Genomic DNA, 21,309 nt, shown 5'->3' with positions numbered 1-21,309 from the left:
TTGCGATGTGGCGGAATTATCACAAGCGCCGCGGGACCTGCGTTATGCTTAGTGACAGTTGCGGCAGAATGCGTTCAATGAAAACCGCGATCTCTATTATTCTCCGCGGTGACGCAAATTTGCCACGCAAAACATCTCCACAAGCGCAACTTGACTTGCCCGCGGTTCCGAAGGTGTCGCGGAGCGCAGTGATTGCTGTCGCGATTTTCCTGTTCGCGCATCTCGCACTGCTGATCGGCCTGACGACGCCGGAGAAGTTCGTCTTCGACGAAGTGCACTATGTGCCGGCGGCGCGGCAGATGCTGGCACCAGCGGTGTCGCAACCGATGCTCAATCCGATGCATCCGCCATTGGCGAAAGAGCTGATCGCGCTTTCGATTGCGGCCTTCGGCGACACCGCGCTGGGCTGGCGCTATCCCTCGACGTTGTTCGGCGCGCTCGCGATCGTCGCGATCTATCTGTGCGGCCTCGCGCTGTTCGCCGCGCAAGGGCCTGCGATCGCCGCCGCGCTGATCGCCGGCTGCAACCAGATGCTGTACGTGCAGGCGCGCGTCGCGATGCTCGACATTTTTGCACTCGGCTTCGGCCTGCTCGCGATTGCCGCCTTCATGCACGGCTTTCGAAAGGATCGCCCCCACGCATTGTTCGCGGCTGCCGGCAGCCTGTTCGGCTGTGCTGCGGCCTGCAAATGGAGCGGCCTGTTTCCGCTCGGAATCTGCATCGTCATCGTCGGGGTGATCCGCCTGATGCAGGGCTGGCGCACTCTGTTTGCCGACGCGAAGCCGGGGGATTGGTACCGACCCGATCTCTGGCTCGATTTCAGATTACATCATGTCGTGCTCTGCTTCACCGTCCTGCCCGCGATGACATATCTTGCGGCCTTCGTCCCGCTCTACGGCGTGTCGCTGCAGGATCTGGTCGAGGCGCAACGCCGGATCTTCGCCGACAACACCACCACTGCCATCGCCGGCCACACGTATATGAGCCCCTGGCCGTCATGGCCGCTGCTCGCGCGCCCGGTGTGGTTCCTGTTCGACAAGACTGCGGACGACAATGTCTCCGCGATCGTCTTCCTCGGTAATCCCCTGGTGCTGTGGCCGGCGCTGCCCGCGCTCGCCGTCGTGCTGCGCGACTTCGTCGTTGCGCGTCGCTGGGATGCGTTCCTGATCGCGGTCTTCTATTTCGGGTGCTGGCTTGCCTGGGCGTTGCTGCCTCGTACGCTCGCCTTCATCTATTACTATCTGCCGGCTGCGACCGTGGCGTCGCTCGCGCTGGTCTACGTGCTGCGCCGGGGCGGTCTGCCACGCTGGCTGTTGTGGGCCTATGTCGCGCTCGCGGCGGCAGGCTTTGCCGCCATGCTGCCGATCTCGGCGGCCTTCGTCGGCACGACGATGCAGACCTTCAACCGGCTGATGCTCTTCCAAGGCTGGATATGATATCGCCGCCTGCCGGGGGAACGGCAGGCGGCGTCTTTATTGGCGTGACCGAGAATTACTTCGACGCGGTCTGGGTGTCCATGTTCACAACCTGGACGCGGCGGTTGATCGGGTCGGCGCCGTTGGCGGTGTCTTTCAGCTTGGTCTTGCCGTAGCCGACGGTGACGAGATCGGTGCCGGTGAGGCCGTAGTTCTGCACCAGGTACTTCTTGATGGTGTCGGCCCGCCGCTCGGAGAGCCCCTGATTGTATCCCTCCGTGCCAACCGCGTCGGTGTGGCCGGCGACCACGAAGGTCGAGCCCTTCAGCGAGGGATCAGACAGCGCCTTGCCGAGCGCCTGCACCGACGGCACCGACGTCTTGGCGATGTCGGCCGAGTTGTAGTCGAACTGGATCTCCAGATCGATCTTCGGCTTGGTCGCGGCGAGCTCGGCAATCTGCTCGCGCTCGCCCGTCGACAGCGACCGCGTCGAGCGGTTGCGCACGGTGTTCAGGAACGTCGATTCCTTGGCCTGCACCGCCGGATCGACCTGCGGGCCTGCGGACAGGCCGCGGGTCGCCGGCTTCGGCTTCAATGCATCCAGGATCTGGTTGGTAGAGACATTGCCGTCGCCGGCCATGGCCAGGCCGGCCGTCATCGACAGAACCGTCGAGAGGGTCATCGCCTTCAGTGCAAAAGACTTATTGAAACTAGTCATTGTCGTATCCTCGTTGTGACGCCTGATGGCTATTTGATGCTGCAAGCATAGGGCAGGTTCAAAAGCCTTGGTGTGATCTTGGTCACGGGGGAAGCCGGGCTTCCGGGGCCACGGCAGCGAATTTCAAGCGGTTTCGGGCTCACGGAGGGCCGACCCGCGGTCCACTCCGAGGACGGACGCTAACGCGTGAAGAGAGTGGTTGCACGCTGCCCGGCGAGCGTTCGAGCCGTCGCAGTCCTGTCGTGATCCGCATCACTGAGGATCACCGCGCCTAGGTGCCGCTCGGGGGCGGGGCCTGGTTCACTCAGGGAAACCTGCGCTGACCGATCGTCGCAAAGCCGTCGCCTGATGGCCTGTCTGCGGACAATTTTTCGGCCAGATGGACGCCTAGGGCGGAGCCTCCGACAAGCGCAACGAAGGGAGCCGAGTTCCATCCAGTGCCGAGGCCAAGTGATTACCAGTTCTATCGCAGTGGCCCGCCGGATCGGACCGTGTCCCTGAACTCCATGCCCATCTACATCGGCGCGGCGATGATCGCGGTGGCGATCCTGCTGTCGACGCTGATCACGGGACTGACCTCCCGCTATGTCGGGCTTGGAGGGCCGACCGACGAGAACATGTGGCTGGTCGATCGTCTCACCGGTAGCGTCTATCGCTGCCAGGCGGAGGAGCGCGGCAAGGCCTCGTGCGAACCCGATGTCGCAACAGGCAGCGTTGGCGAGCGGTCCAAAGCCCCGAAAGCTGGCCGCTGAGCTGTCCGCCTTCGCACCGCAGCAAGAAAATTGTCTTCTCCACGAAACGTCTTCGCCAGAGAAATACGTAATTGCGAAGGCCGGCATGACGCCGGTTTCGTCTTACGGAGGAGACTTTTCGATGAAAATCTTGCTCACAGCAGCCGCTTTGGTCGCGTTCGCCGTTTGCCCTGCATCGGCCGCCATGATGGCGTGCACCAGCGATAATATGATGAAGTCCGCCGCCATGATGGGCGGCACGGCGGATACGCCGGCCAAGACGGCCATGAACAAGGAAATGGCCATGGCCAACACCGACATGAGCAACGGCAAGATGAAAAGCGCCTGCATGCATTACATGAAGGCGCAGAAGGCGATGTCGATGAAGTAGGCACGGGTAGCGCACCTCCCGACCGCGCTGTCAGCAGATGGCAGCGCGGTTTTTCCTTGTCCGCTCCTGGATCGGCTTCTTGCCTGGATGCGAATCCCGCTACACTGCATTCCGCAATGTCCCGCGCGCCCAAACCAATTCCACTCACCACGACACAGGCCCGGCAAATCTGGCTTCATGCCCAGCGGCTAGACGAGCGCGCGCCGTTCGGTGACGGCGCGCAAGCCGTCGCCGACGCGGTCGCCCATCTCGGCTATGTGCAGATCGACACCATCAACGTGATCGAGCGCTGCCATCACCACATCCTGTTTAGCCGGATCCCGTCCTACCGCCGCGCCGACCTGCGCCACGCCCAGAGCATCGACCAGAGCGTCTTTGAATATTGGACGCATGCGCTCTCTTATGTGCCGGCCGGTGACTTCCGCTTCTTCCTGCCCGCGATGCGCGAGCACCGGCGTGAGGGGCACAAATGGTTCGCCTCGGTGAAGCCTGCCGACATGCGCAAGGTGATGCGGCTGGTGCGCGCCGGCCCGCTGACGATCCGCGACATCGAGGACGACGTGCTCACCGAGAAGGAGCATCTCTGGCAAAGCCGAAAACCCTCGAAGCGCGCGTTGCAGCTCGCCTTCTATACGGGTGCCGTGACCGTCAGCGAGCGCCAGGGCATGCTCAAGACCTATGAGCTGATGACGCGCCATTTCGGCTGGGACAAGCTGCCGAAGCCCGCGTCGGCAAAGGACATTACGGCCTATCTGCTCGATCGCGCGCTGCGATCGCAAGGTGTCGTGAGCCTCGATTCGGTCTGCCATCTCGACGCGCCGCGCAAGACGGCGGTGGCTGCGCTGATCGCCTCGCGCGTCCGCCGTGGCGAGCTCGTGCCTGTCGCCATCGACGGGGCCGGCAAGCAGGCGCACTGGGCACCGCCGGCTGTGCTCGAGCCCGGCGAGCGCGCGCCGCCGGATCTCGTCCACATCCTCTCGCCGTTCGATCCGCTGATCATCCAGCGCAAGCGCACCAATCTCATTTTCGGCTACAACCATTTGTTCGAGGCCTATGTGCCGAAGGCCAAACGCAAGCTCGGCTATTTCGCGCTGCCCGTACTGGTCGGCGATGAGATCGTCGCCGCGCTCGATCTGAAGACCGACCGCCAGGCGAAGAAGCTGTTGATGCAGAAATGGACCTGGGTCGGCGAGGGGAAGAAGACCGTGCGGCGCAAGGAGCTGAAACGGAAGATCGAGGAGGAACTCGATCGTTTTGAGAAGTTTCAATTGGCGGAGTGAGATGCGCCCTCGTCGGTCTGTAGGGTGGATTAGCGAAGCGTAATCCACCTCTTTCACTTCCGCGGAGACAAACAGTGGTGGGTTACGCTGCGCTAACCCACCCTACGCACCTTGGCGAGCCGATCAATCCAAACGCCGAACGCGATCCCGGCCGCATAAGCCAGCAAGTTCCTCGGCGAGAAGATGCGCCCCAGCAGCAGCGCACCGGCCGTCGTTAGCCGGAACGCATCGAGCCATGGCGTATGGACGAGCCGGGAAAACTCAACAGCGACCGCGATCGCCATTGCGATCGCTGCGATCTGTGTCCGTGACAGCCGTGGCAGTAAAACCCCGACCAGCAGAAACACCATGGTCGCCCATAGCAGCGAGCCGCCATACTTCACCACGAAGGCGGGGAGCCCGAGCGGAAAGCCGTACCAGCGCAACGACAATCCACATGCGATCACGACCAGCGCCAGCCCGGCGCGGATCAGCGATGTCCGAAGCGGCGCAATGGGTTTGACCGGTTGCGCCTGATGCATTGCTTGCTCCATTGACTCTTTCGCGGCGATCCTCAAAACCCCGCATCAGCCCATAAAAGCAACAACCCCGGGGGAAGCCATGAACCAGACTACGACCTATGCCGGTTCGACCGGCGCAGCCAAGTCGGAAATCGAGACCTCGACGATCCGCGCCATCTCGTGGCGCCTGATCCCGTTCCTGGTGCTGGCCTACTTCTTCTCCTATCTCGACCGCGTCAATCTCGGCTTCGCCGCGCTGACCATGAATGCCGAGCTGAAATTCACGCCGCTGATCTTCTCCTGGGGCGCCGGCATCTTCTTCATCGGCTATTTCATCTTCGAGGTGCCGAGCAATCTGGCGCTGGAGAAGTTCGGCGCCAGCCGCTGGATCGCCCGCATCATGGTGACCTGGGGCATCATCTCGGCGCTGATGGCGCTCACGAGCGGCGTCACGAGCTTCTACGTGCTGCGCTTCCTGCTCGGCGTCGCCGAGGCCGGCTTCTTCCCCGGCATCATCCTCTATCTCACCTATTGGTATCCGGCCGAATATCGCGCCCGCTTCCTCGCGGCCTTCGCCATCGCCGTGCCGGTCTCCACCGTGATCGGCGCACCGGTCTCGGGCCTGCTGCTCGGGCTCGACGGCGCCATGGGCCTGAAGGGCTGGCAGTGGCTGTTCATCATCGAGGGCATTCCCTCGGTGCTGCTCGGCATCGTCACCTGGTTCTATCTCACCGACAGGCCGGAGAAGGCGGATTGGCTCTCGGCCGATCAGAAGGCGTGGCTTAAGACCAAGCTCGATGCCGAGATCGCGGCCAAGCAGGCGGTGAAGCATTTGTCGCTCAGTGAAGCGCTGACCTCACCGAAGGTGATCATGCTCGCCCTGGTCTATTTCGGCTTCGTCGGCGCGCTGTACGGCATGCAGTTCTGGCTGCCGCAGATCGTCAAGGCGTTCGGCCTCACCAACGCCCAGACCGGCTTCGTCACCGCGATCCCGTATTTGTTCGGCACTATCGCGATGATCCTGTGGGCGCGGCATTCCGATGCCACGCGCGAGCGCGTGATGCATGTCGGCGCGCCGTTGCTGCTCACCGCCGTCGCGCTCGGCGTCTCCAGCTATCTCACCGACCCCACCCTGACGATGATCGTGCTGACGGTCGCCGCGATCGGCGTGTTCTGCTGCTTCGGCGTGTTCTGGACCTTGCCGACCGCCTGGCTGTCCGGCACGGCGGCGGCCGGCGCCATCGCCTTGATCAACTCGATCGGCAATCTCGCCGGCTTCGGTGGGCCGTATCTGATCGGCTGGGTCAAGGAAGCCACCGGCCAGACCTCGACCGGACTGCTCGTGCTCGCGGTGCTGCCGTTGATCGCCGGCATCCTGGTCTTCATCGGCGGCCACGACAGCAAGCACGAGTTTGTCGAGCAGGGGCTGTGATCGACTAGTTCGTCATTCCCGGTCGGCTGTCCTCGGTGAACCAGCCAATCCCAAAAAGACGACGATTGCGCGATTGAGTCGTAGCACATCCTCGTCATCGAGGCGTCCGACCAGACTCCCGATCTTGGCTTTCGGTACGGTAGCGATCTTGTCCACCATCAGGCGGGAGGGTACCCGCAGACCATTGCGTTCCGTTTGATTGATAGGCAGGCGAAACAGGGGCGCTTCGGTCTGGTTGGTCGTTAAGGCGCAGACGGTGACTGAGTTCGTGATGTTAAAGCTGTCATCCTGCACGATGACTACAGGACGCGGCTTTCCCGCGTAGTCTTTGCCGCCGGCCAGTGTCCAGATCTCGCCGCGCTTCATTCGTCAATCAGGATCGAGACGGAGTTGATGAAGGCCTGATCGTCATGTTCTTGAGCGCTCGTCGCGACCGCCAGCGACTGACGATGAGCTTCCGCTTTGAAGGACGCGGAGCGAACATCCGGAACCCAAATCTGGATTGGCCGGAGCCCTTGCGCACGCAGGCGCTCGCGATGCTCTCGCACCTTGACGCGTGAAGGCTTTGACTTTGAGGACTCGCGCTTCGAGGAAGAGGTCATATGTCCCTCCGTATCGTTACATGTAACTTATAGCAGATAGTGGGTTCGCGTCAGCCACCGCGACCATTGCAGCCCAGAGCCAACCCTCTGAAAAATCCTTACCACCCCTTAACGATCACGCTTTCCTGATGACTGACGATTATTGACTTTTATCAGTGATTAGTCGACATTCCTCTCATTGCAGCCGAGGGAGTGTCCTCCGATGTTCGTCCGAACTGTTTTGTCCAGCTATTCCAAGCTCTTCGCCGGTGTTTCGCTGGCGTTGATGGCTGCCGCTCTCGCTGGGTGCAATGACACCGTCGCTGAAAAGGCCGAGCCGCCGCGGCCGGTTCTCGTCGCCACCGCCCACTACGATGCCGAAAAGCCCGAGCGCAGCTTCGTCGGCACCATCAGGCCGCGGATCGAGAGCGATCTGGGCTTTCGGGTGGCCGGCAAGGTTGCCAAGCGTCTCGTCGAGGTCGGCCAGACGGTAGAGATCGGTCAGCCGCTCGCCACACTCGATGAAGTCGACTTGAAGCTCCAGGCCGAGCAGGCCGTCGCGGAGCAGACCGCTGCGACCGGCGTGCTGGCTCAGGCCGCCGCCGCCGAGCAGCGCGCCAAGGATTTGAAGGCCAAGGGCTGGACCACCGACGCGCAGCTGGATTCGAGCCGCGCCGCCGCCGACGAGGCCCGCGCCCGCCTGAACCGGGCTGAGCGCTCGGTCGAGCTGACCAAGAATTCCCTTTCCTACGCGACGCTCAACGCCGACGCCCGTGGCGTCGTCACCGCAACGCTGATCGAGCCTGGCCAGGTGGTCTCCGCGGGCCAGACCTCGATCCGTGTCGCCCGCTTTGCCGAGAAGGAAGCGGTCGTCGCGATCCCTGAGACGCTGGTCGGACGTGCCAAATCGGGCGCCGCCAGCGTCACTCTTTGGTCGGAGCCGGGCAAGAAATATACGGCCAAGCTGCGCGAGATCGCGCCCACCGCGGATCCTGCCACGCGCACCTATCTCGCAAAGTTCTCGCTACCCGAGGCCGACGACAAAGTCTCGCTCGGCATGACCGCGACGCTGACCTTGTCGGACGCCGCAACCGAGCGCGTCGCGCGGCTGCCGCTGTCGGCACTGTTCAACGAAGGCGGCAAGCCGTCCTTCTACGTCGTCGACGACAACGGCGCGGTCACGCTGAAGCCGGTCGCGGTGAAGTCCTATGAGAGCAACGACGTCGTCATCACCGGCGGTGTCGAAGAGGGCGCCAAGATTGTCGCCCTCGGCGTTCAGAAGCTCGATCCGGGCCAGAGGGTGCGGATCGTCTCGTCACTGTCCTTTTAAGTCTCGTTTACGAGTTACGTCGTGTGAGGTGAGTTTCGGCCCAAGCGCAAATGCTTTGGCTGAAGCGGCGAAGCGATCCAGAACCTGCCCAGCCCCCTGGATTGCTTCGCTGCCTCGCGACGACGCGTTGAACAGAGTGGCTGTCGTTTTTTGCAAACGGATCTCTTTGGAGAGTGCGATGAAGCGCTTCAATCTTTCGGCCTGGGCCGTCAGCCATCCGACGCTGATCCTGTTCCTGATGCTCATTCTCGGCGTGGCCGGGTTCTTCTCCTATCAGAAGCTCGGCCGCGCCGAGGATCCCTTCTTCACGGTGAAGGTGGTCAACGTCTCCGTGCTGTGGCCGGGCGCGACCGCGCAGGAAATGCAGGCGCAGGTCGCCGATCCCATCGAGAAGAAGATCCAGGAGCTGCCTTACTTCGAGAAGGTCCAGACTTATTCCAAGCCGGGCTTCACCGCGCTCCAGGTGACCTTCCGCGATTCCACGCCGCCGAAGGACGTGCCGTATCTCTTTTATCTGTTGCGCAAGAAGCTGGCCGACGTGCAGGGCCAGCTGCCCTCGGGGATTTTGGGACCCGTCGTCAACGACGAGTTCTCCGACGTCGATTCCATCCTCTACATGATGACCGGCGACGGCGCCGACTACGCCCAGCTCAAGAAGGTCTCTGAGGGTTTCCGTCAGCGCCTCCTGAAGGTGCCGGGCGTGACCAAGGTCGACGTCTACGGCAACCAGGATGAGCGCATCTTCGTCGAGTTCAGCCATGCCAAGCTCGCCACGCTCGGCATCACGCCGCAGGCGCTGTTCGATTCGCTCGCCAAGCAGAACAATGTGACTCCGGCCGGTACGGTCGAGACCTCGTCGCAGCGCGTGCCGCTGCGCGTGACCGGTGCGCTTGACGGCGCCAAGGCCGTCGCCGAAACCCCGGTCGAGAGCAACGGCCGCGTGTTCCGTCTCGGCGACATCGCCACCGTCACCCATGGCTATGTCGACCCGCCGAGCTTCATCGTGCGCCAGGAAGGCAAGGCCGCGATCGGCATCGGCGTCGTCACCGCCAAGGGCGCCAACATCCTCGATCTCGGCAAGGAGGTCGAGAAGGCGACGGCTGAATTCATGAAGGCGGTGCCGCAGGGCGTCGACATCAAGCTGATCGCCGACCAGCCTAAGGTGGTCGAGCACGCCGTCAGCGAGTTCGTGCACTCCTTCATGGAAGCCCTCGTCATCGTGCTGTTCGTGTCGTTCCTGGCACTCGGCTGGCGCACCGGCATCGTGGTCGCGCTGTCGGTGCCCCTGGTGCTCGGCATCGTCTTCGTCGTCATGAACACGATGTCGCTCGACCTGCACCGCATCACGCTCGGTGCGCTGATCATCGCGCTCGGCCTGCTGGTGGATGACGCCATCATCGCGGTCGAGATGATGGTGGTGAAAATGGAGCAAGGCTGGGACCGCATGCGTGCGGCGTCCTTTGCCTGGGAATCCACTGCGTTTCCGATGCTCACGGGAACGCTGGTCACGGCCGCTGGCTTCCTCCCCATCGGCTTTGCCAATTCCGCGGTCGGCGAATATGCGGGCAGCATCTTCTGGATCGTGGCGATCGCGCTGGTCGCGTCCTGGTTCGTGGCGGTGATCTTCACGCCCTATATCGGCGTCATGCTGCTGCCCAACATCAAGGTGCACCACAATCACGATCCGCACGCGGTCTACGAGACCCGCATGTATCGGGGCCTGCGCGCCATCGTGCAGTGGTGCGTCAACCACCGCATCACCGTGGTGGCCGCGACCGTCGGCGTCTTCATCGCCTCGATCGTCGGCTTCGGCCACGTCCAGCAGCAGTTCTTTCCGCTGTCCGAGCGGCCCGAGCTGTTCCTGCAGCTTCGCCTGCCCGAGGGCACCGCCTTCAACGTCACGGAAAAGGCGGTGAAGAAGGCCGAGACCATGCTCAAGGACGACAAGGACATCGAGACCTACACGGCCTATGTCGGGCAGGGCTCGCCGCGCTTCTGGCTCGGCCTCAATCCGCAGCTTCCGAACGAGGCTTTTGCCGAAATCGTCATCGTCGCAAAGGGCGTCGAGGCGCGCGAACGCATCAAGGCCAAGCTTGAAAACGCCGTCGCCGACGGCGCGCTCAACGAGGCCCGCGTGCGCGTCGACCGCTTCAATTTCGGTCCCCCCGTTGGTTTTCCCGTGCAGTTCCGCGTCATCGGCCCCGACGCCAACAAGGTGCGCGAGATCGCCTACCAGGTCCGCGACGTCATGCGGCAGAACAAGAGCGTCAAGGACGTCCAGCTCGACTGGAACGAGCAGTCGCCTTACCTCAAGCTCGTCGTCGACCAGGACCGCGCCCGCGCCATGGGCCTGACCCCGCAGGACGTGTCGCAGGCGCTGTCGATGCTGATCTCGGGCTCACAGGTGACGACCGTGCGCGACGGCATCGAGAAGGTCGGCGTGGTCGCGCGCGCCGTGTCGTCCGAGCGGCTCGACCTCGGCGCAGTCGGCGATCTCACCATCACCTCGCGCAACGGCGTTGCCGTGCCGCTGCAGCAGATCGCCAAGATCGAGTATGCCCACGAGGAGCCGATCATGTGGCGGCGTAACCGCGACATGGCGATCACCGTGCGCTCCGACGTCGTCGACGGCGTGCAGGCGCCCGACGTCACCGGCCAGATCGCGCCGAAGCTGAAGGCGATCAAGGACAATCTCGAGCCGGCCTACCGCATCGAGGCGGGCGGCGCGTTCGAGGAATCCGCCAAGGGCAACGCCTCGATCTTCATTCTCTTCCCGCTGATGGTCATGGTGATGCTGACGCTGCTGATGTTCCAGCTGCAGAGCTTCTCGCGCCTGATCCTGGTGTTCCTCACCGCGCCGCTCGGCATTGTCGGCGCCTCCTTCGGGCTCAACATCGCCAACGCCCCGTTCGGCTTCGTGGCGCTGCTCGGCCTGATCGCGCTCGCCGGCATGATCATGCGCAACGCCGTGATCCTGGTCGATCAGATCGAGACCGACGTCTCGCACGGCCTGACCCGCCGCGAGGCGATCGTCGAGGCCACCGTCCGCCGGGCCCGCCCGGTGGTGCTGACGGCGCTCGCCGCCATCCTCGCCATGATCCCGCTGTCGCGCTCGGCGTTCTGGGGGCCGATGGCCATCACCATCATGGGCGGATTGTTCGTTGCGACCTTCCTCACGCTGCTGTACCTGCCGGGCCTCTACGCCCTCTGGTTCCGCAAGAGCCTGGATGAGGCGGGCACGCCTGAGCAGCCTGCCGCGCCGCAGCATGGGAGCGATGACCAGCACGCAATTCCGCTTGCTGAGGCGGCTGAATAAGTGAAGATAAACTGCTGATTGACGAGTCCTGACAGATGACACTGGTTTCGGAACATATCGAAGGCGACACCCGGGATCGTATTCTCGAGGTGGCTGAGCGGCTGTTCCGCCAGATCGGCTATCTCAAGACCACGGTCGGCGACATCGCCAAGGAGCTCAAGATGAGCCCCGCCAACGTCTATCGTTTCTTCGAATCGAAGAAGGCGATTCATCAGGCGGTGGCCCGCTCGCTGATGGGCGAGGTCGAGCTGGAAGCGCAGCGGATCGTGGCGAGGCCCGGTCCGGTGCTGCCGCGCTTCCGTGAGCTGCTCACCACCATCCATCGCATGAACACCGAGCGCTATGTCGGCGACAATAAGCTGCACGAGATGGTCGAGATCGCGATGCAGGAGGACTGGGACGTCTGCGTCAACCACATGGAATGCATTGCCGGAGTCATCGGCCAGATGATCGCGCAAGGCGTGGCCTCCGGCGAGTTCGAGGCGCCGGACCTGCAACTGGCCGCGCTGTGCGCCTGCACGGCGATGATGCGCTTTTTCCACCCCCAGATGATCGCCCAGTGCGCTACCAAGCCGGGCCCGACCATCGACCAGATGATCGATTTCGTCATCGCGGGATTGTCCCCGCGGCACTGACGCGCCCAGGAATTTCCCCCTATAAGCGGATCTGCCGTCGTTCCGGGGCGCGCAAAGCGCGAACCCGGAATCTCGAGATTCCGGGTTCGGTCCTGCGGACCGCCACGGAACGACGGGCAGTGGAGAAGCAAGCGCGTGACCGACAAAGACCTGCACTTTTACGAGCCCGCCAAGGGCCACGGCCTCAAGCACGATCCCTTCAACGCCATCGTCGCGCCGCGGCCGATCGGCTGGATTTCGTCGCGCGACACCAAAGGCCACGTCAATCTCGCCCCCTACAGCTTCTTCAACGCGTTCTGCTATGTCCCCCCGATCATCGGCTTCTCCTCCACCAACTGGAAGGACACGGTCGAGAACATCCAGCAGACCGGTGAGTTCGTCTGGAATCTCGCCACCATGGACCTGGCGAGGCACATGAACGCGACGGCGGCGCACGTTGGCCCTGAGGTTGACGAGTTCGAGGTCGCCGGCCTCACCGCTGTGCCCGGCAGGCTCGTCAACGTGCCGCGCGTCGGCGAGAGTCCCGTCGCCTTCGAGTGCAAGGTGTCCGACATCGTCCGGCTCAAGGGCGCCGACGGCAAGGAGGCCAATGCCTGGCTGACGCTCGGCGAGGTCGTTGCCGTTCACATCGACAAGGCTATGATCAAGGACGGCGTCTACCAGACCGCCGCCGCCCGCCCGATCGTCCGCGCCGGCCGCAGCGGTGATTATTTCGAGATCAAGCCGGAAAATATGTTCGAGATGGTGCGGCCGGATTAGATCGGCCGACCTCCGTACTCCCGGAACTGCCACCACGCCTCGGCCGTTATGGCCCTGGGCGGCTGCCCGGCCGCGTCAATTCGCGTCTTTTCGCAGGTGAAGTGTTCACCGCCGCCGGCCACTTTCCGCTAAAATGCCCGATCACCGCGCCGATGCATGAGGTCCGCCATGAGCTTCCGCCGCGACAGCCTGACAAAGCCGATCTTCTCCTGGGCACGCGGCGTGCTGCCGGCGATGTCGGACACCGAGCGTGAGGCGCTGGAGGCCGGCGACGTCTGGTGGGACGCCGATCTCTTTACCGGCAACCCTGATTGGTCGAAGCTGCTGAAGGTCAAACAGGCAACGCTGACTGAAGAGGAGCAGGCCTTCCTCAACGGCCCCGTCGATGAGCTCTGCGCCATGCTCGACGAGTGGAAGATCTTTTGGGAATGGCTCGACCTGCCGCCCGATGTCTGGCACTTCATCAAGCGCGAAAAATTCTTCGGCATGATCATTCCGAAGGAGTTCGGCGGCCTCGGCTTCTCGCCTTATGCGCACTCGGAAGTGGTGCGCAAGATCTCGACCCGCTCGATTGCCGCCGCGGTGACGGTGATGGTGCCGAACTCGTTAGGCCCTGGCGAACTCCTGATGCACTTCGGCACCAAGGAGCAGCAGCAGCGCTGGCTGCCGCGTCTTGCCGACGGCCGCGACATTCCCTGCTTCGGCCTCACCAGCCCCGAGGCCGGCTCTGATGCCGCCTCGATGGTTGACACCGGCATCATCTGCAAGGGCACCTTCGAGGGCCAGGAGGTGCTAGGTCTGAAACTCAACTGGCACAAGCGCTACATCACGCTCGGTCCGGTCGCGACGCTGCTTGGCCTCGCCTTCAAGGCCTACGACCCCGATCATCTGGTGGGAAGCCAGGAAGAGCTCGGCATCAGCGTGGCGCTGATCCCGACCAACCTTCCCGGCGTCGAAATCGGCAAACGCCATCTGCCGTCGATGCAGGTGTTCCAGAACGGCCCGAATTGGGGCCGCGACGTCTTCATTCCGCTCGACTACGTCATCGGCGGCCAGGCGCGGCTGGGGCAGGGCTGGAAGATGCTGATGACGGCGCTCGCCGCCGGCCGCGGCATCTCGTTGCCGTCGCTCTCCGCCGCCGGCGCCGCCTATGCCGCCCGCACCACCGGCGCCTATGCCCGCATCCGCGAGCAGTTCGGCATCTCCATCTCCAAATTCGAAGGCATCGAGGAGCCGCTCGCCCGCATCGTCGCGACCGCCTATCAGCTCGATGCGGCCCGCCGGCTGACCTGCGCCGCGCTGAATGCCGGCATCCATCCGGCCGTTATCTCCGGCATCATGAAGCTGCACGCGACCGAGCGGATGCGCACCGCGGTCGATGACGCCATGGACATCCATGGCGGCAAGGCCGTGATCGACGGTCCGCAAAACTATCTCGGCAATCTCCACCGTGCCGTACCTGTCGGCATCACCGTCGAGGGCGCCAATATCCTCACCCGCAATCTCATCGTGTTCGGACAGGGCGCCATCCGCGCCCATCCGTATTTGCTCGACGAGATGAATGCGCTCGCGGATGCCGATCGCGAGCGCGGGCTCACTGCCTTCGACAAGGTGTTCTGGAAGCATGTCGGCCACAGCTTCGAGACACTCTTGCGCGCGTTCGGCCGGAGCTGGAGCTTTGGCATCTTCGCGCTTGCCCCGGATGCAGGTGACGCCAGGCCATTCTATCGTCAGCTCTCGCGCTACTCCGCTGCGTTTGCCCTCTGCGCCGATATGGCGCTGCTGACGCTCGGCGGCGCGCTCAAGCGCAAGGAGATGCTGTCGGCGCGCTTCGGCGACATCCTGTCCGAGCTGTACCTGCTCTCGGCCGCGCTCAAACGCTGGGAGGACGAGGGCCGGCAGAAGGAGGACTTTGCCGCGCTCGAATGGTGCATGGCGACGGGCTTTCGGACCATCGAGAACCGGCTTGCGGAGATTCTCGCCAATCTGCCGAACCGCTTCGTCGCAGGCATCCTCAAATTCGTGGTCCAGCCATTCGGCGCCCGCGTGCTGGGTCCCTCGGACCGGGTTGTGCATCAATGCGCGAGCTTGGTGCTGGAGCCGTCGGCCGCGCGCGACCGCCTCACGCCCGACCTCGCTTATGTCGACGACGATGGCGGCTTCGCCCGGCTGGAGCGTGCGTTCAACCTGGTCGCAGGTACGGACGCCATCGCCAGGCGAATGCGCGCGGCGCATATGAGCGACTGGAAGGATGCGGTGGCCAAGGGTGTGATCACGCAGGCCGAAGGCGAGCAGCTGGCCGCGGCCCGCGAAGCCGTCACTGAAGTGATCGAGGTCGACGATTTTGCGCCGGAGGCGCTGTCGCCGATTTACAAGAAAACCGGCGACGTGCATCAGTTCTTCCAGGAACTCGGTGAACAGAGGGCGGCGAGCTGATGGCACGACCGGTTTTCATCGTCGACGGCAGCCGGACGCCGTTTTTGAAGGCGCGTTCGGGGCCGGGGCCGTTCACGCCGGTCGACCTCGCCGTGCAATGCGGCCGGCCGCTGTTGGCACGTCAGCCGTTTCCGCCTGATACCTTCGACCAGGTCATCCTCGGCTGCGTCAACGTGATCGCGGACGAAATGAACCCGGCCCGCGTCGCCGCGCTCCGGCTCGGTATGGGCGAGGACATGGTCGCCTTCACCGTGCAGATCAATTGCGGCTCGGGCATGCAGTCGATCGACACCGCCTACCGCTACATCCGCGAGGGCCATGCCGACATGATTCTCGCCGGCGGCACCGAGGCGCTTAGCCACGCGCCGCTGGTCTGGCCCAATTCCGGCGTGCGCTGGTTCGCCGGCCTTGCCACCGCCAAGGGCGTCGCCGCGAAGCTCGCTGCCGCCTTCAAGCTGCGGCCGCGCTATCTCAAACCGATCATCGGCCTGGAGCGCGGGCTGACCGATCCCATTACCGACCTGAACATGGGCCAGACGGCCGAAGTCGTCGGCCATCTCTTCGGCATCACCCGCGCGCAGTCCGATGCCTATGCCGCCGAGAGCCATCGCCGGCTCGCGCATGCGCAGGCGGAAGGTTTTCTCAAGGGCGAAGTCGAAACGGCGTTCTCCCGCGACGGAAAATTCTTCGACCATGACGATGGCGTGCGTCCGGACTCGACGGCCGAGTCGCTGGCAAAACTGAGGCCGGTGTTCGAGCGTCCCTGGGGCCAGGTCACTGCCGGCAATTCCTCTCAGATCACCGACGGCGCGTCCTGGGTGATCCTGGCGTCCGACGAAGCGGTCGCCAGGCACGGTCTGACGCCGAAGGCCGTCATCGTCGACAGCAACTGGGCCGCACTTGATCCAAGCATCATGGGTCTCGGTCCCGTGATGTCTGCGACGCCGCTGCTGAAGCGCAACGATCTCACCATCCAGGACGTCCAGACCTGGGAGCTGAACGAGGCCTTTGCCACCCAGGTGCTCGGCTGCCTCGCCGCCTGGAATGACGACAAGTTCTGCCGCGAGATTTTGGGGCTGGACGGCGCTGCCGGTGAGATCGACCGCGAAAAACTCAATGTCGATGGCGGCGCCATCTCGCTCGGGCATCCCGTCGGCACCTCCGGCAATCGCATCGTGCTGCATCTCGTCAACACCATGAAGCGGCTCGGCACGCGGCGCGGCGTTGCCACCGAATGCATCGGCGGCGGGCTCGGCGGCGCCATGCTGATCGAGGCGGTGTGACCATGGATTCCAGGATCATGACCGCGCTCGGCGATCGCGTGCTGGAGCTCGGGCCCAAGCCCGCTGCCTATAGTCCCTACAAGCACTTCAAGCTGACGCGCGACGCCGACGGCGCCGCCTGGCTGCTGTTCGACCGCACTGACGCCAGCGCCAACACGCTGTCCTCGGACGTGATGGAGGAGTTCGACGCCGTGCTGGCGGCGATCGAGACCGAGCGCCCTGCCGGCCTCGTGATCCGCTCCGCAAAGCCGTCCGGCTTCATCGCTGGCGCCGACGTCAACGAATTTCGCGGCGCCAGTGATGCCGGGATGGTGGAGACGCGGATCCGCGCGGCCCATGCGGTGGTCGACCATCTGGAAGCGCTGAAGCTGCCGACGGTCGCGGTGATCCATGGCTTCTGCCTCGGCGGCGGGCTCGAAGTCGCGCTGGCCTGCCAGTCGCGCATCGCCATCGACGGCGCCCGCTTCGGCTTCCCTGAGGTGATGCTGGGGCTACATCCCGGTCTCGGCGGCACCGCGCGCTTCACCGCGCTGGTCAATCCGACCCAGTCGATGGCCCTGATGCTGACCGGCCGCACTATCGATGCCCGCCGCGCCAAATCGCTCGGCCTCGTCGACACCGTGACGCAGGAGCGCCACGTTCGCAATGCGGTGAAGGACGCACTGTTTGGCCGGCTAAAGCGGGTACGGCCGGGGATGCTCACGCGCGCAGCCAATTTCGGCCCGGTGCGCGGGCTGCTGGCCAGGCGCATGCGCTCGGAGGCCGCGAAGGCCGCGTCCCGCGAGCATTATCCGGCGCCCTATGCCTTGATCGATCTCTGGGAGACCCATGACGGCCGCAAGGCCGCGATGCTCAAGGCAGAGCAGGCCTCGTTCGCCAAGCTGATGGTGACGCCGACTGCGCAGAATTTGATCCGCGTGTTCTTCCTGCGCGAGCAGATGAAGAAGGCGGCAGGCTCCGGCAACACGATCAAGCATGTCCATGTCATTGGCGCCGGCGCCATGGGCGGCGACATCGCGGCCTGGTGCGCGGGGCAGGGGCTGCGCGTCTCGCTCGCCGACATGAAGGCGGAGCCGATTGCGGGCGCGGTCAAGCGCGCCGCCGAGCTCTATGGCAAGATCATCCGCAAGCCGACCGAGGTGCGCGACGCGCTCGATCGCCTGATCCCCGACGTGACCGGGGAGGGCGCCCGCAACGCCGATCTCATCATCGAGGCGGTCCCGGAGAAGCTCGAGCTCAAGCAGAAGGTCTATGCCGCTCTCGAGCCGCGGATGAAGCCGGGCGCGATTCTCGCGACCAACACGTCGAGCATTCCGCTCCAGGATTTGCGCACCACGCTGGCGCGGCCGGAGCGGCTGGTCGGCCTTCACTTTTTCAACCCGGTGTCGCGGTTGCAACTGGTCGAAGTCGTCAGCCATGACGGCAACGATGCGCAGGTGCTGAAGCAGGCACTCGCCTTCGTCGGCGCGATCGATCGGCTGCCTTTATCGGTGAGGAGCTCGCCGGGCTTCTTAGTCAACCGCGCGCTGACGCCCTACATGCTGGAAGCGATGGTGATGCTGGACGAGAAGATCGACCAGCGCCTGATCGACGCTGCCGCGGAGCAGTTCGGCATGCCGATGGGGCCGATCGAACTGGCCGACCAGGTCGGGCTCGACATTTGTCTCGATGTCGGCGACATGCTGCGCACCAAGTTCGGCGATCTGCTGCCGCCGACCCCGGCCTGGCTGCGCGAGAAGGTTGCGAAGGGCGAACTCGGCCGCAAGACCGGCAAGGGCTTTTACGTCTGGCGCGACGGCAAGGCCGAGAAGGCGCCGTTACCCGAGACCGGTCCGCGCGTCACCGACCAGATGATCGACCGCCTGGTGCTGCCGATGTCCAACGTCTGCGTTGCGGCGCTTCGCGAGGGTATCGTCGATGATGCCGACATGGTCGATGGCGCCATGATCTTCGGCACCGGTTATGCACCGTTCCGTGGCGGCCCGTTGAACTATGCGCGCACGCGTGGCGTGGATCACGTCGTATCCACTCTGCGCGCGCTGGCCGGCAGATTCGGCGAACGCTTTGCACCGGATCCGGGCTGGGATAATTTCAAGTGAGCAGTTTCAAGTGAGCGATTTCAAGTGAGCAATCTTCGAGTGAGAGAGGCATGAACGAACAAGCCAATGCCGGGCCGGGCGGCGATCTCTGCATCCGCACGCTGGCGATGCCTGCCGACACCAACGCAAACGGCGACATCTTCGGCGGCTGGCTGCTCAGCCAGATGGACGTCGGCGGCGGCGTGTTTGCGTCAAAGGTCGCGAAGTCGCGCACGGTGACCGTCGCCATCGAGGCGATGAATTTCCGCAAGGCTGTCTATGTCGGCGATCTCGTGTCGGTTCACGCCCACCTCGTCCGCGTCGGGCGTACCTCCATCACCGTGCATCTGGAAGCGTGGGCGCTACGCCGCGGCGAGCAGCAACCGTTCCTCGTCACCGACGGCAATTTCACCTACGTCTCGATCGACGAGCACGGCCGCCCGCAGCCGGTTCGCCCGACCGACACCGCGATCGCGACGTAATCGCGCGCGGCGTTGCGCCTCATCTGTCTGATGCGTGCGGCACCGCCAAACGCGGCGCGACTGAGTCACGACGCCGCGGCTTTGCCAAGAACCAGTCATAAAACGGATGAGGTCCCGGCGTACTCAGTTGCCTGTCGATTCGGGGTGGAAACGGCCTCATATGCCCTAGGAACCTTTGGGCAGAGCTGCCGTTATTTGCCCGCACTGAGGAATCTACGGGCCATGCCGGACAGCTACATCATCGAAGTTAATTCAGAGACCGCGGGAATCGTTGTTCGTGGCCAGGGCGGCTATTGCTTCTTCGCCTCGTCCCACCAATTCAACCGTCTCGAAGGCCAGCTCTTCCGCAACGCCCGCGAAGCCGAGCGCGCCGCGCGCAAGCTGGTTAACGGTGATGTGAAGGAAGCGGCGTAAGCGCAGCTGTCATTCCGGGGCGCGTAGCGCGAGCTACGATGCGCAATTGCGCATCTGAGAATCCATTTTGCCGCAGAGAATGTCGACGAACGAATTCCGGGCCCGCGCCTTTCGGCGCGTCCCGGAATGACACCGTCAATCACAACTTCGTCGCCGCCCGTGAGAGCAGCTTCCAGTCGTCGCCCTGCTTCTGCCAGTTCATCAGGATGTGAAGGTTGGTAGGCACTTTTTTCCCATCGGCCGCCATCTCCTGTTCCGCCACCCAGTGGAAACGCACGATCGCGGCGGGGCCGACGACCTTGATGGTCGGGTCCTTGTACTCGATCGACAGGAATTTGGATTTGCCGTCGGTGGCGTTGGTGACGAAGGTCGCCTTGTCCTCGACCTTGCCGCTGGAATGGCTGTAGCTCACCTCGTCGGCGCAGAGCGCGCCGAGCGCCTTGGGATCGGCCGCGATCTGGGCGAGACGGAACGCCTCGACCTTTTTCGCCACGGCTTCCTCGTCCGCCGAGGCTGCCAGCACCGGTGTCGTGAGCGCTGAGACTGCAAGAGTGGAGACGGCAAGAGCTGGCACGGCAAGAGTCGAGAGAGCCAGATCGCGTCGGTTGATCGTCATCGTTTCCTCCTTTTTGATCTTGCATGGAGTGTTGCAGCCGCGCGCGACTTTGTCGAGTGTCGCGTCGTGGTCATTCACGTGCGTCATTGCGCGATTGCCGCTGTATTGATACGGCTTTCGTATTGATGCGTCATATATTCGGGAAAGTACGGACATGATCGAGGCTATCGGCAGGGCGTTGCTGTTCGACATCGACGGTACGCTCGCCAACACCGATCCGCTGCACCTGAAGGCCTTCAATCAGGTGTTCGGCCCTCGCGGCCATGTCTTCGATCACGCACGCTTCTCCAGGGAGCTGCAAGGCTTCGCGAACGTATCGATCGGTGAGCGCTTTCTGCCCGACGAGGCGCCGGAACGGCGTGCCTTGATCCTAGATGAGAAGGAGGAAGTCTTCCGCGAGCTCGTCGCTGGGCAGATCGAGCCGCTGCCGGGCCTGATGGCGCTGCTCGACAGGGCGGATGCGGCCGGTATTCCCATGGTTGCCGTGACCAACGCCCCGCGGCTCAATGCGGAGATGCTGCTGTCCGGCCTCGGCATCACGGACCGCTTCAAGGCGCTCGTGATCGGCGCCGAGCTGTTGCACGGCAAGCCGCATCCGCTGCCTTATCAGGAAGGGTTGCGCTTTGCCGGCGCCAGCGCGATGGCCTCGATCGCGTTCGAGGACTCCCGCACCGGCGTGCAATCGGCCGCGGCGGCCGGCATTCCGACCATCGGCATCCGGACCAGCCTCAGCCACGCCGATCTCGTCGCCGCCGGGGCTATCGCCTCCGCCAGCGCCTTCGACGATCCGGACCTGCTCGCGCGCCTCACCGCCGCAATGGCGTGGTGAGACCTTCGTCCGTTAACCGTGATCGGCGCGCGCATTGACCGGGCGCGCGAACCGCCGCACCATGCAGCTTCCTGACCTAAGGC

General features: G+C 63.9%; 21 protein-coding genes. 15 read left to right on the top strand and 6 right to left on the bottom strand.

Features of this window, described 5'->3' with window-relative positions:
- Positions 1-5: 5 nt before the first annotated feature.
- Positions 6-1,436 (top strand): glycosyltransferase family 39 protein, encoded by a 1,431-nt coding sequence (locus ABIB66_RS29100; RefSeq protein ID WP_354209160.1) that lies wholly within the window; start codon positions 6-8, stop codon positions 1,434-1,436.
- 55 nt (positions 1,437-1,491) lie between these two features.
- Here ABIB66_RS29100 and ABIB66_RS29095 read toward each other — a convergent pair whose 3' ends face one another.
- Positions 1,492-2,133 (bottom strand): OmpA family protein, encoded by a 642-nt coding sequence (locus tag ABIB66_RS29095; protein ID WP_354209159.1) that lies wholly within the window; start codon positions 2,131-2,133, stop codon positions 1,492-1,494.
- Between the two features lie 506 nt (positions 2,134-2,639).
- Here ABIB66_RS29095 and ABIB66_RS29090 point away from each other — a divergent pair.
- The 3 genes from ABIB66_RS29090 to ABIB66_RS29080 all read left to right on the top strand — a co-directional run bounded on the left by ABIB66_RS29090 (position 2,640) and on the right by ABIB66_RS29080 (position 4,535).
- A complete protein-coding gene (locus ABIB66_RS29090) occupies positions 2,640-2,885 on the top strand; it encodes a hypothetical protein (protein ID WP_354209189.1) in 246 nt (81 codons plus the stop codon).
- A 121-nt stretch (positions 2,886-3,006) separates the two neighbouring features.
- Positions 3,007-3,255, top strand: coding sequence for a hypothetical protein (locus ABIB66_RS29085; RefSeq protein WP_354209188.1), 249 nt, complete (start codon positions 3,007-3,009; stop codon positions 3,253-3,255).
- Between the two features lie 116 nt (positions 3,256-3,371).
- Positions 3,372-4,535 carry a winged helix-turn-helix domain-containing protein gene (locus ABIB66_RS29080; RefSeq protein ID WP_354209158.1) on the top strand — a complete coding sequence of 388 codons (1,164 nt, stop codon included), beginning with the start codon at positions 3,372-3,374 and terminating at the stop codon, positions 4,533-4,535.
- Between the two features lie 92 nt (positions 4,536-4,627).
- Here ABIB66_RS29080 and ABIB66_RS29075 read toward each other — a convergent pair whose 3' ends face one another.
- Positions 4,628-5,056 (bottom strand): ribosomal maturation YjgA family protein, encoded by a 429-nt coding sequence (locus ABIB66_RS29075; RefSeq protein WP_354256357.1) that lies wholly within the window; start codon positions 5,054-5,056, stop codon positions 4,628-4,630.
- Between the two features lie 79 nt (positions 5,057-5,135).
- Between ABIB66_RS29075 and ABIB66_RS29070 the strand changes: the two genes are divergently transcribed.
- Entirely contained in the window at positions 5,136-6,467 is a 1,332-nt protein-coding gene (locus ABIB66_RS29070; protein ID WP_354209156.1) for an MFS transporter, read from the top strand.
- A 12-nt stretch (positions 6,468-6,479) separates the two neighbouring features.
- Here the strand turns inward: ABIB66_RS29070 and ABIB66_RS29065 are convergent, their stop codons facing one another.
- Together ABIB66_RS29065 and ABIB66_RS29060 are read right to left on the bottom strand one after the other, a co-directional pair.
- On the bottom strand, positions 6,480-6,833 hold the full coding sequence (locus tag ABIB66_RS29065; protein ID WP_354209155.1) for a type II toxin-antitoxin system PemK/MazF family toxin: 354 nt from the start codon (positions 6,831-6,833) through the stop codon (positions 6,480-6,482).
- Positions 6,830-7,069 carry an antitoxin MazE family protein gene (locus tag ABIB66_RS29060; protein WP_354209154.1) on the bottom strand — a complete coding sequence of 80 codons (240 nt, stop codon included), beginning with the start codon at positions 7,067-7,069 and terminating at the stop codon, positions 6,830-6,832. The genes ABIB66_RS29065 and ABIB66_RS29060 overlap by 4 nt, the downstream gene beginning before the upstream one ends.
- A 202-nt stretch (positions 7,070-7,271) precedes the next feature.
- On the opposite strand from ABIB66_RS29060, the gene ABIB66_RS29055 reads away from it, so the two are divergent.
- The gene (locus ABIB66_RS29055; RefSeq protein WP_354209153.1) at positions 7,272-8,378 is read left to right on the top strand and encodes an efflux RND transporter periplasmic adaptor subunit; all 1,107 of its coding nucleotides are present in this window, start codon (positions 7,272-7,274) and stop codon (positions 8,376-8,378) included.
- Here ABIB66_RS29055 and ABIB66_RS29050 read toward each other — a convergent pair.
- On the bottom strand, positions 8,364-8,570 hold the full coding sequence (locus ABIB66_RS29050; RefSeq protein WP_354209152.1) for a hypothetical protein: 207 nt from the start codon (positions 8,568-8,570) through the stop codon (positions 8,364-8,366). The two genes, ABIB66_RS29055 and ABIB66_RS29050, sit on opposite strands and share 15 nt — an antisense overlap.
- Here ABIB66_RS29050 and ABIB66_RS29045 point away from each other — a divergent pair.
- The 8 genes from ABIB66_RS29045 to ABIB66_RS29010 all read left to right on the top strand — a co-directional run bounded on the left by ABIB66_RS29045 (position 8,557) and on the right by ABIB66_RS29010 (position 19,781).
- Entirely contained in the window at positions 8,557-11,694 is a 3,138-nt protein-coding gene (locus tag ABIB66_RS29045) for an efflux RND transporter permease subunit (RefSeq protein WP_275171470.1), read from the top strand. The genes ABIB66_RS29050 and ABIB66_RS29045 overlap by 14 nt on opposite strands.
- A gap of 35 nt (positions 11,695-11,729) precedes the next feature.
- A complete protein-coding gene (locus tag ABIB66_RS29040; protein ID WP_027516353.1) occupies positions 11,730-12,329 on the top strand; it encodes a TetR/AcrR family transcriptional regulator in 600 nt (199 codons plus the stop codon).
- Between the two features lie 135 nt (positions 12,330-12,464).
- A complete protein-coding gene (locus tag ABIB66_RS29035) occupies positions 12,465-13,088 on the top strand; it encodes a flavin reductase family protein (protein ID WP_027516354.1) in 624 nt (207 codons plus the stop codon).
- Positions 13,089-13,256: 168 nt separating this feature from the next.
- Positions 13,257-15,524 (top strand): acyl-CoA dehydrogenase, encoded by a 2,268-nt coding sequence (locus ABIB66_RS29030; protein ID WP_354256354.1) that lies wholly within the window; start codon positions 13,257-13,259, stop codon positions 15,522-15,524.
- Positions 15,524-16,807: an acetyl-CoA C-acetyltransferase gene (locus tag ABIB66_RS29025; protein WP_354209150.1), complete on the top strand. Its 1,284-nt coding sequence runs from the start codon at positions 15,524-15,526 to the stop codon at positions 16,805-16,807. The genes ABIB66_RS29030 and ABIB66_RS29025 overlap by 1 nt, the downstream gene beginning before the upstream one ends.
- Before the next feature lie 2 nt (positions 16,808-16,809).
- Positions 16,810-18,906, top strand: coding sequence for a 3-hydroxyacyl-CoA dehydrogenase NAD-binding domain-containing protein (locus tag ABIB66_RS29020; protein ID WP_354209149.1), 2,097 nt, complete (start codon positions 16,810-16,812; stop codon positions 18,904-18,906).
- A 50-nt stretch (positions 18,907-18,956) separates the two neighbouring features.
- A complete protein-coding gene (locus tag ABIB66_RS29015; protein ID WP_247372636.1) occupies positions 18,957-19,367 on the top strand; it encodes an acyl-CoA thioesterase in 411 nt (136 codons plus the stop codon).
- A 222-nt stretch (positions 19,368-19,589) separates the two neighbouring features.
- On the top strand, positions 19,590-19,781 hold the full coding sequence (locus ABIB66_RS29010) for a hypothetical protein (RefSeq protein ID WP_008137732.1): 192 nt from the start codon (positions 19,590-19,592) through the stop codon (positions 19,779-19,781).
- Positions 19,782-19,920: 139 nt separating this feature from the next.
- Here ABIB66_RS29010 and ABIB66_RS29005 read toward each other — a convergent pair whose 3' ends face one another.
- Positions 19,921-20,397 carry a nuclear transport factor 2 family protein gene (locus ABIB66_RS29005; RefSeq protein ID WP_354209147.1) on the bottom strand — a complete coding sequence of 159 codons (477 nt, stop codon included), beginning with the start codon at positions 20,395-20,397 and terminating at the stop codon, positions 19,921-19,923.
- A 154-nt stretch (positions 20,398-20,551) separates the two neighbouring features.
- On the opposite strand from ABIB66_RS29005, the gene ABIB66_RS29000 reads away from it, so the two are divergent.
- Positions 20,552-21,226 (top strand): HAD family hydrolase, encoded by a 675-nt coding sequence (locus ABIB66_RS29000; RefSeq protein WP_354209146.1) that lies wholly within the window; start codon positions 20,552-20,554, stop codon positions 21,224-21,226.
- Positions 21,227-21,309: the final 83 nt, after the last annotated feature.

The organism is Bradyrhizobium sp. F1.13.3 (assembly GCF_040548265.1).
Classification (GTDB): domain Bacteria; phylum Pseudomonadota; class Alphaproteobacteria; order Rhizobiales; family Xanthobacteraceae; genus Bradyrhizobium.
This window is presented reverse-complemented; position numbering and strand designations above follow the sequence as displayed.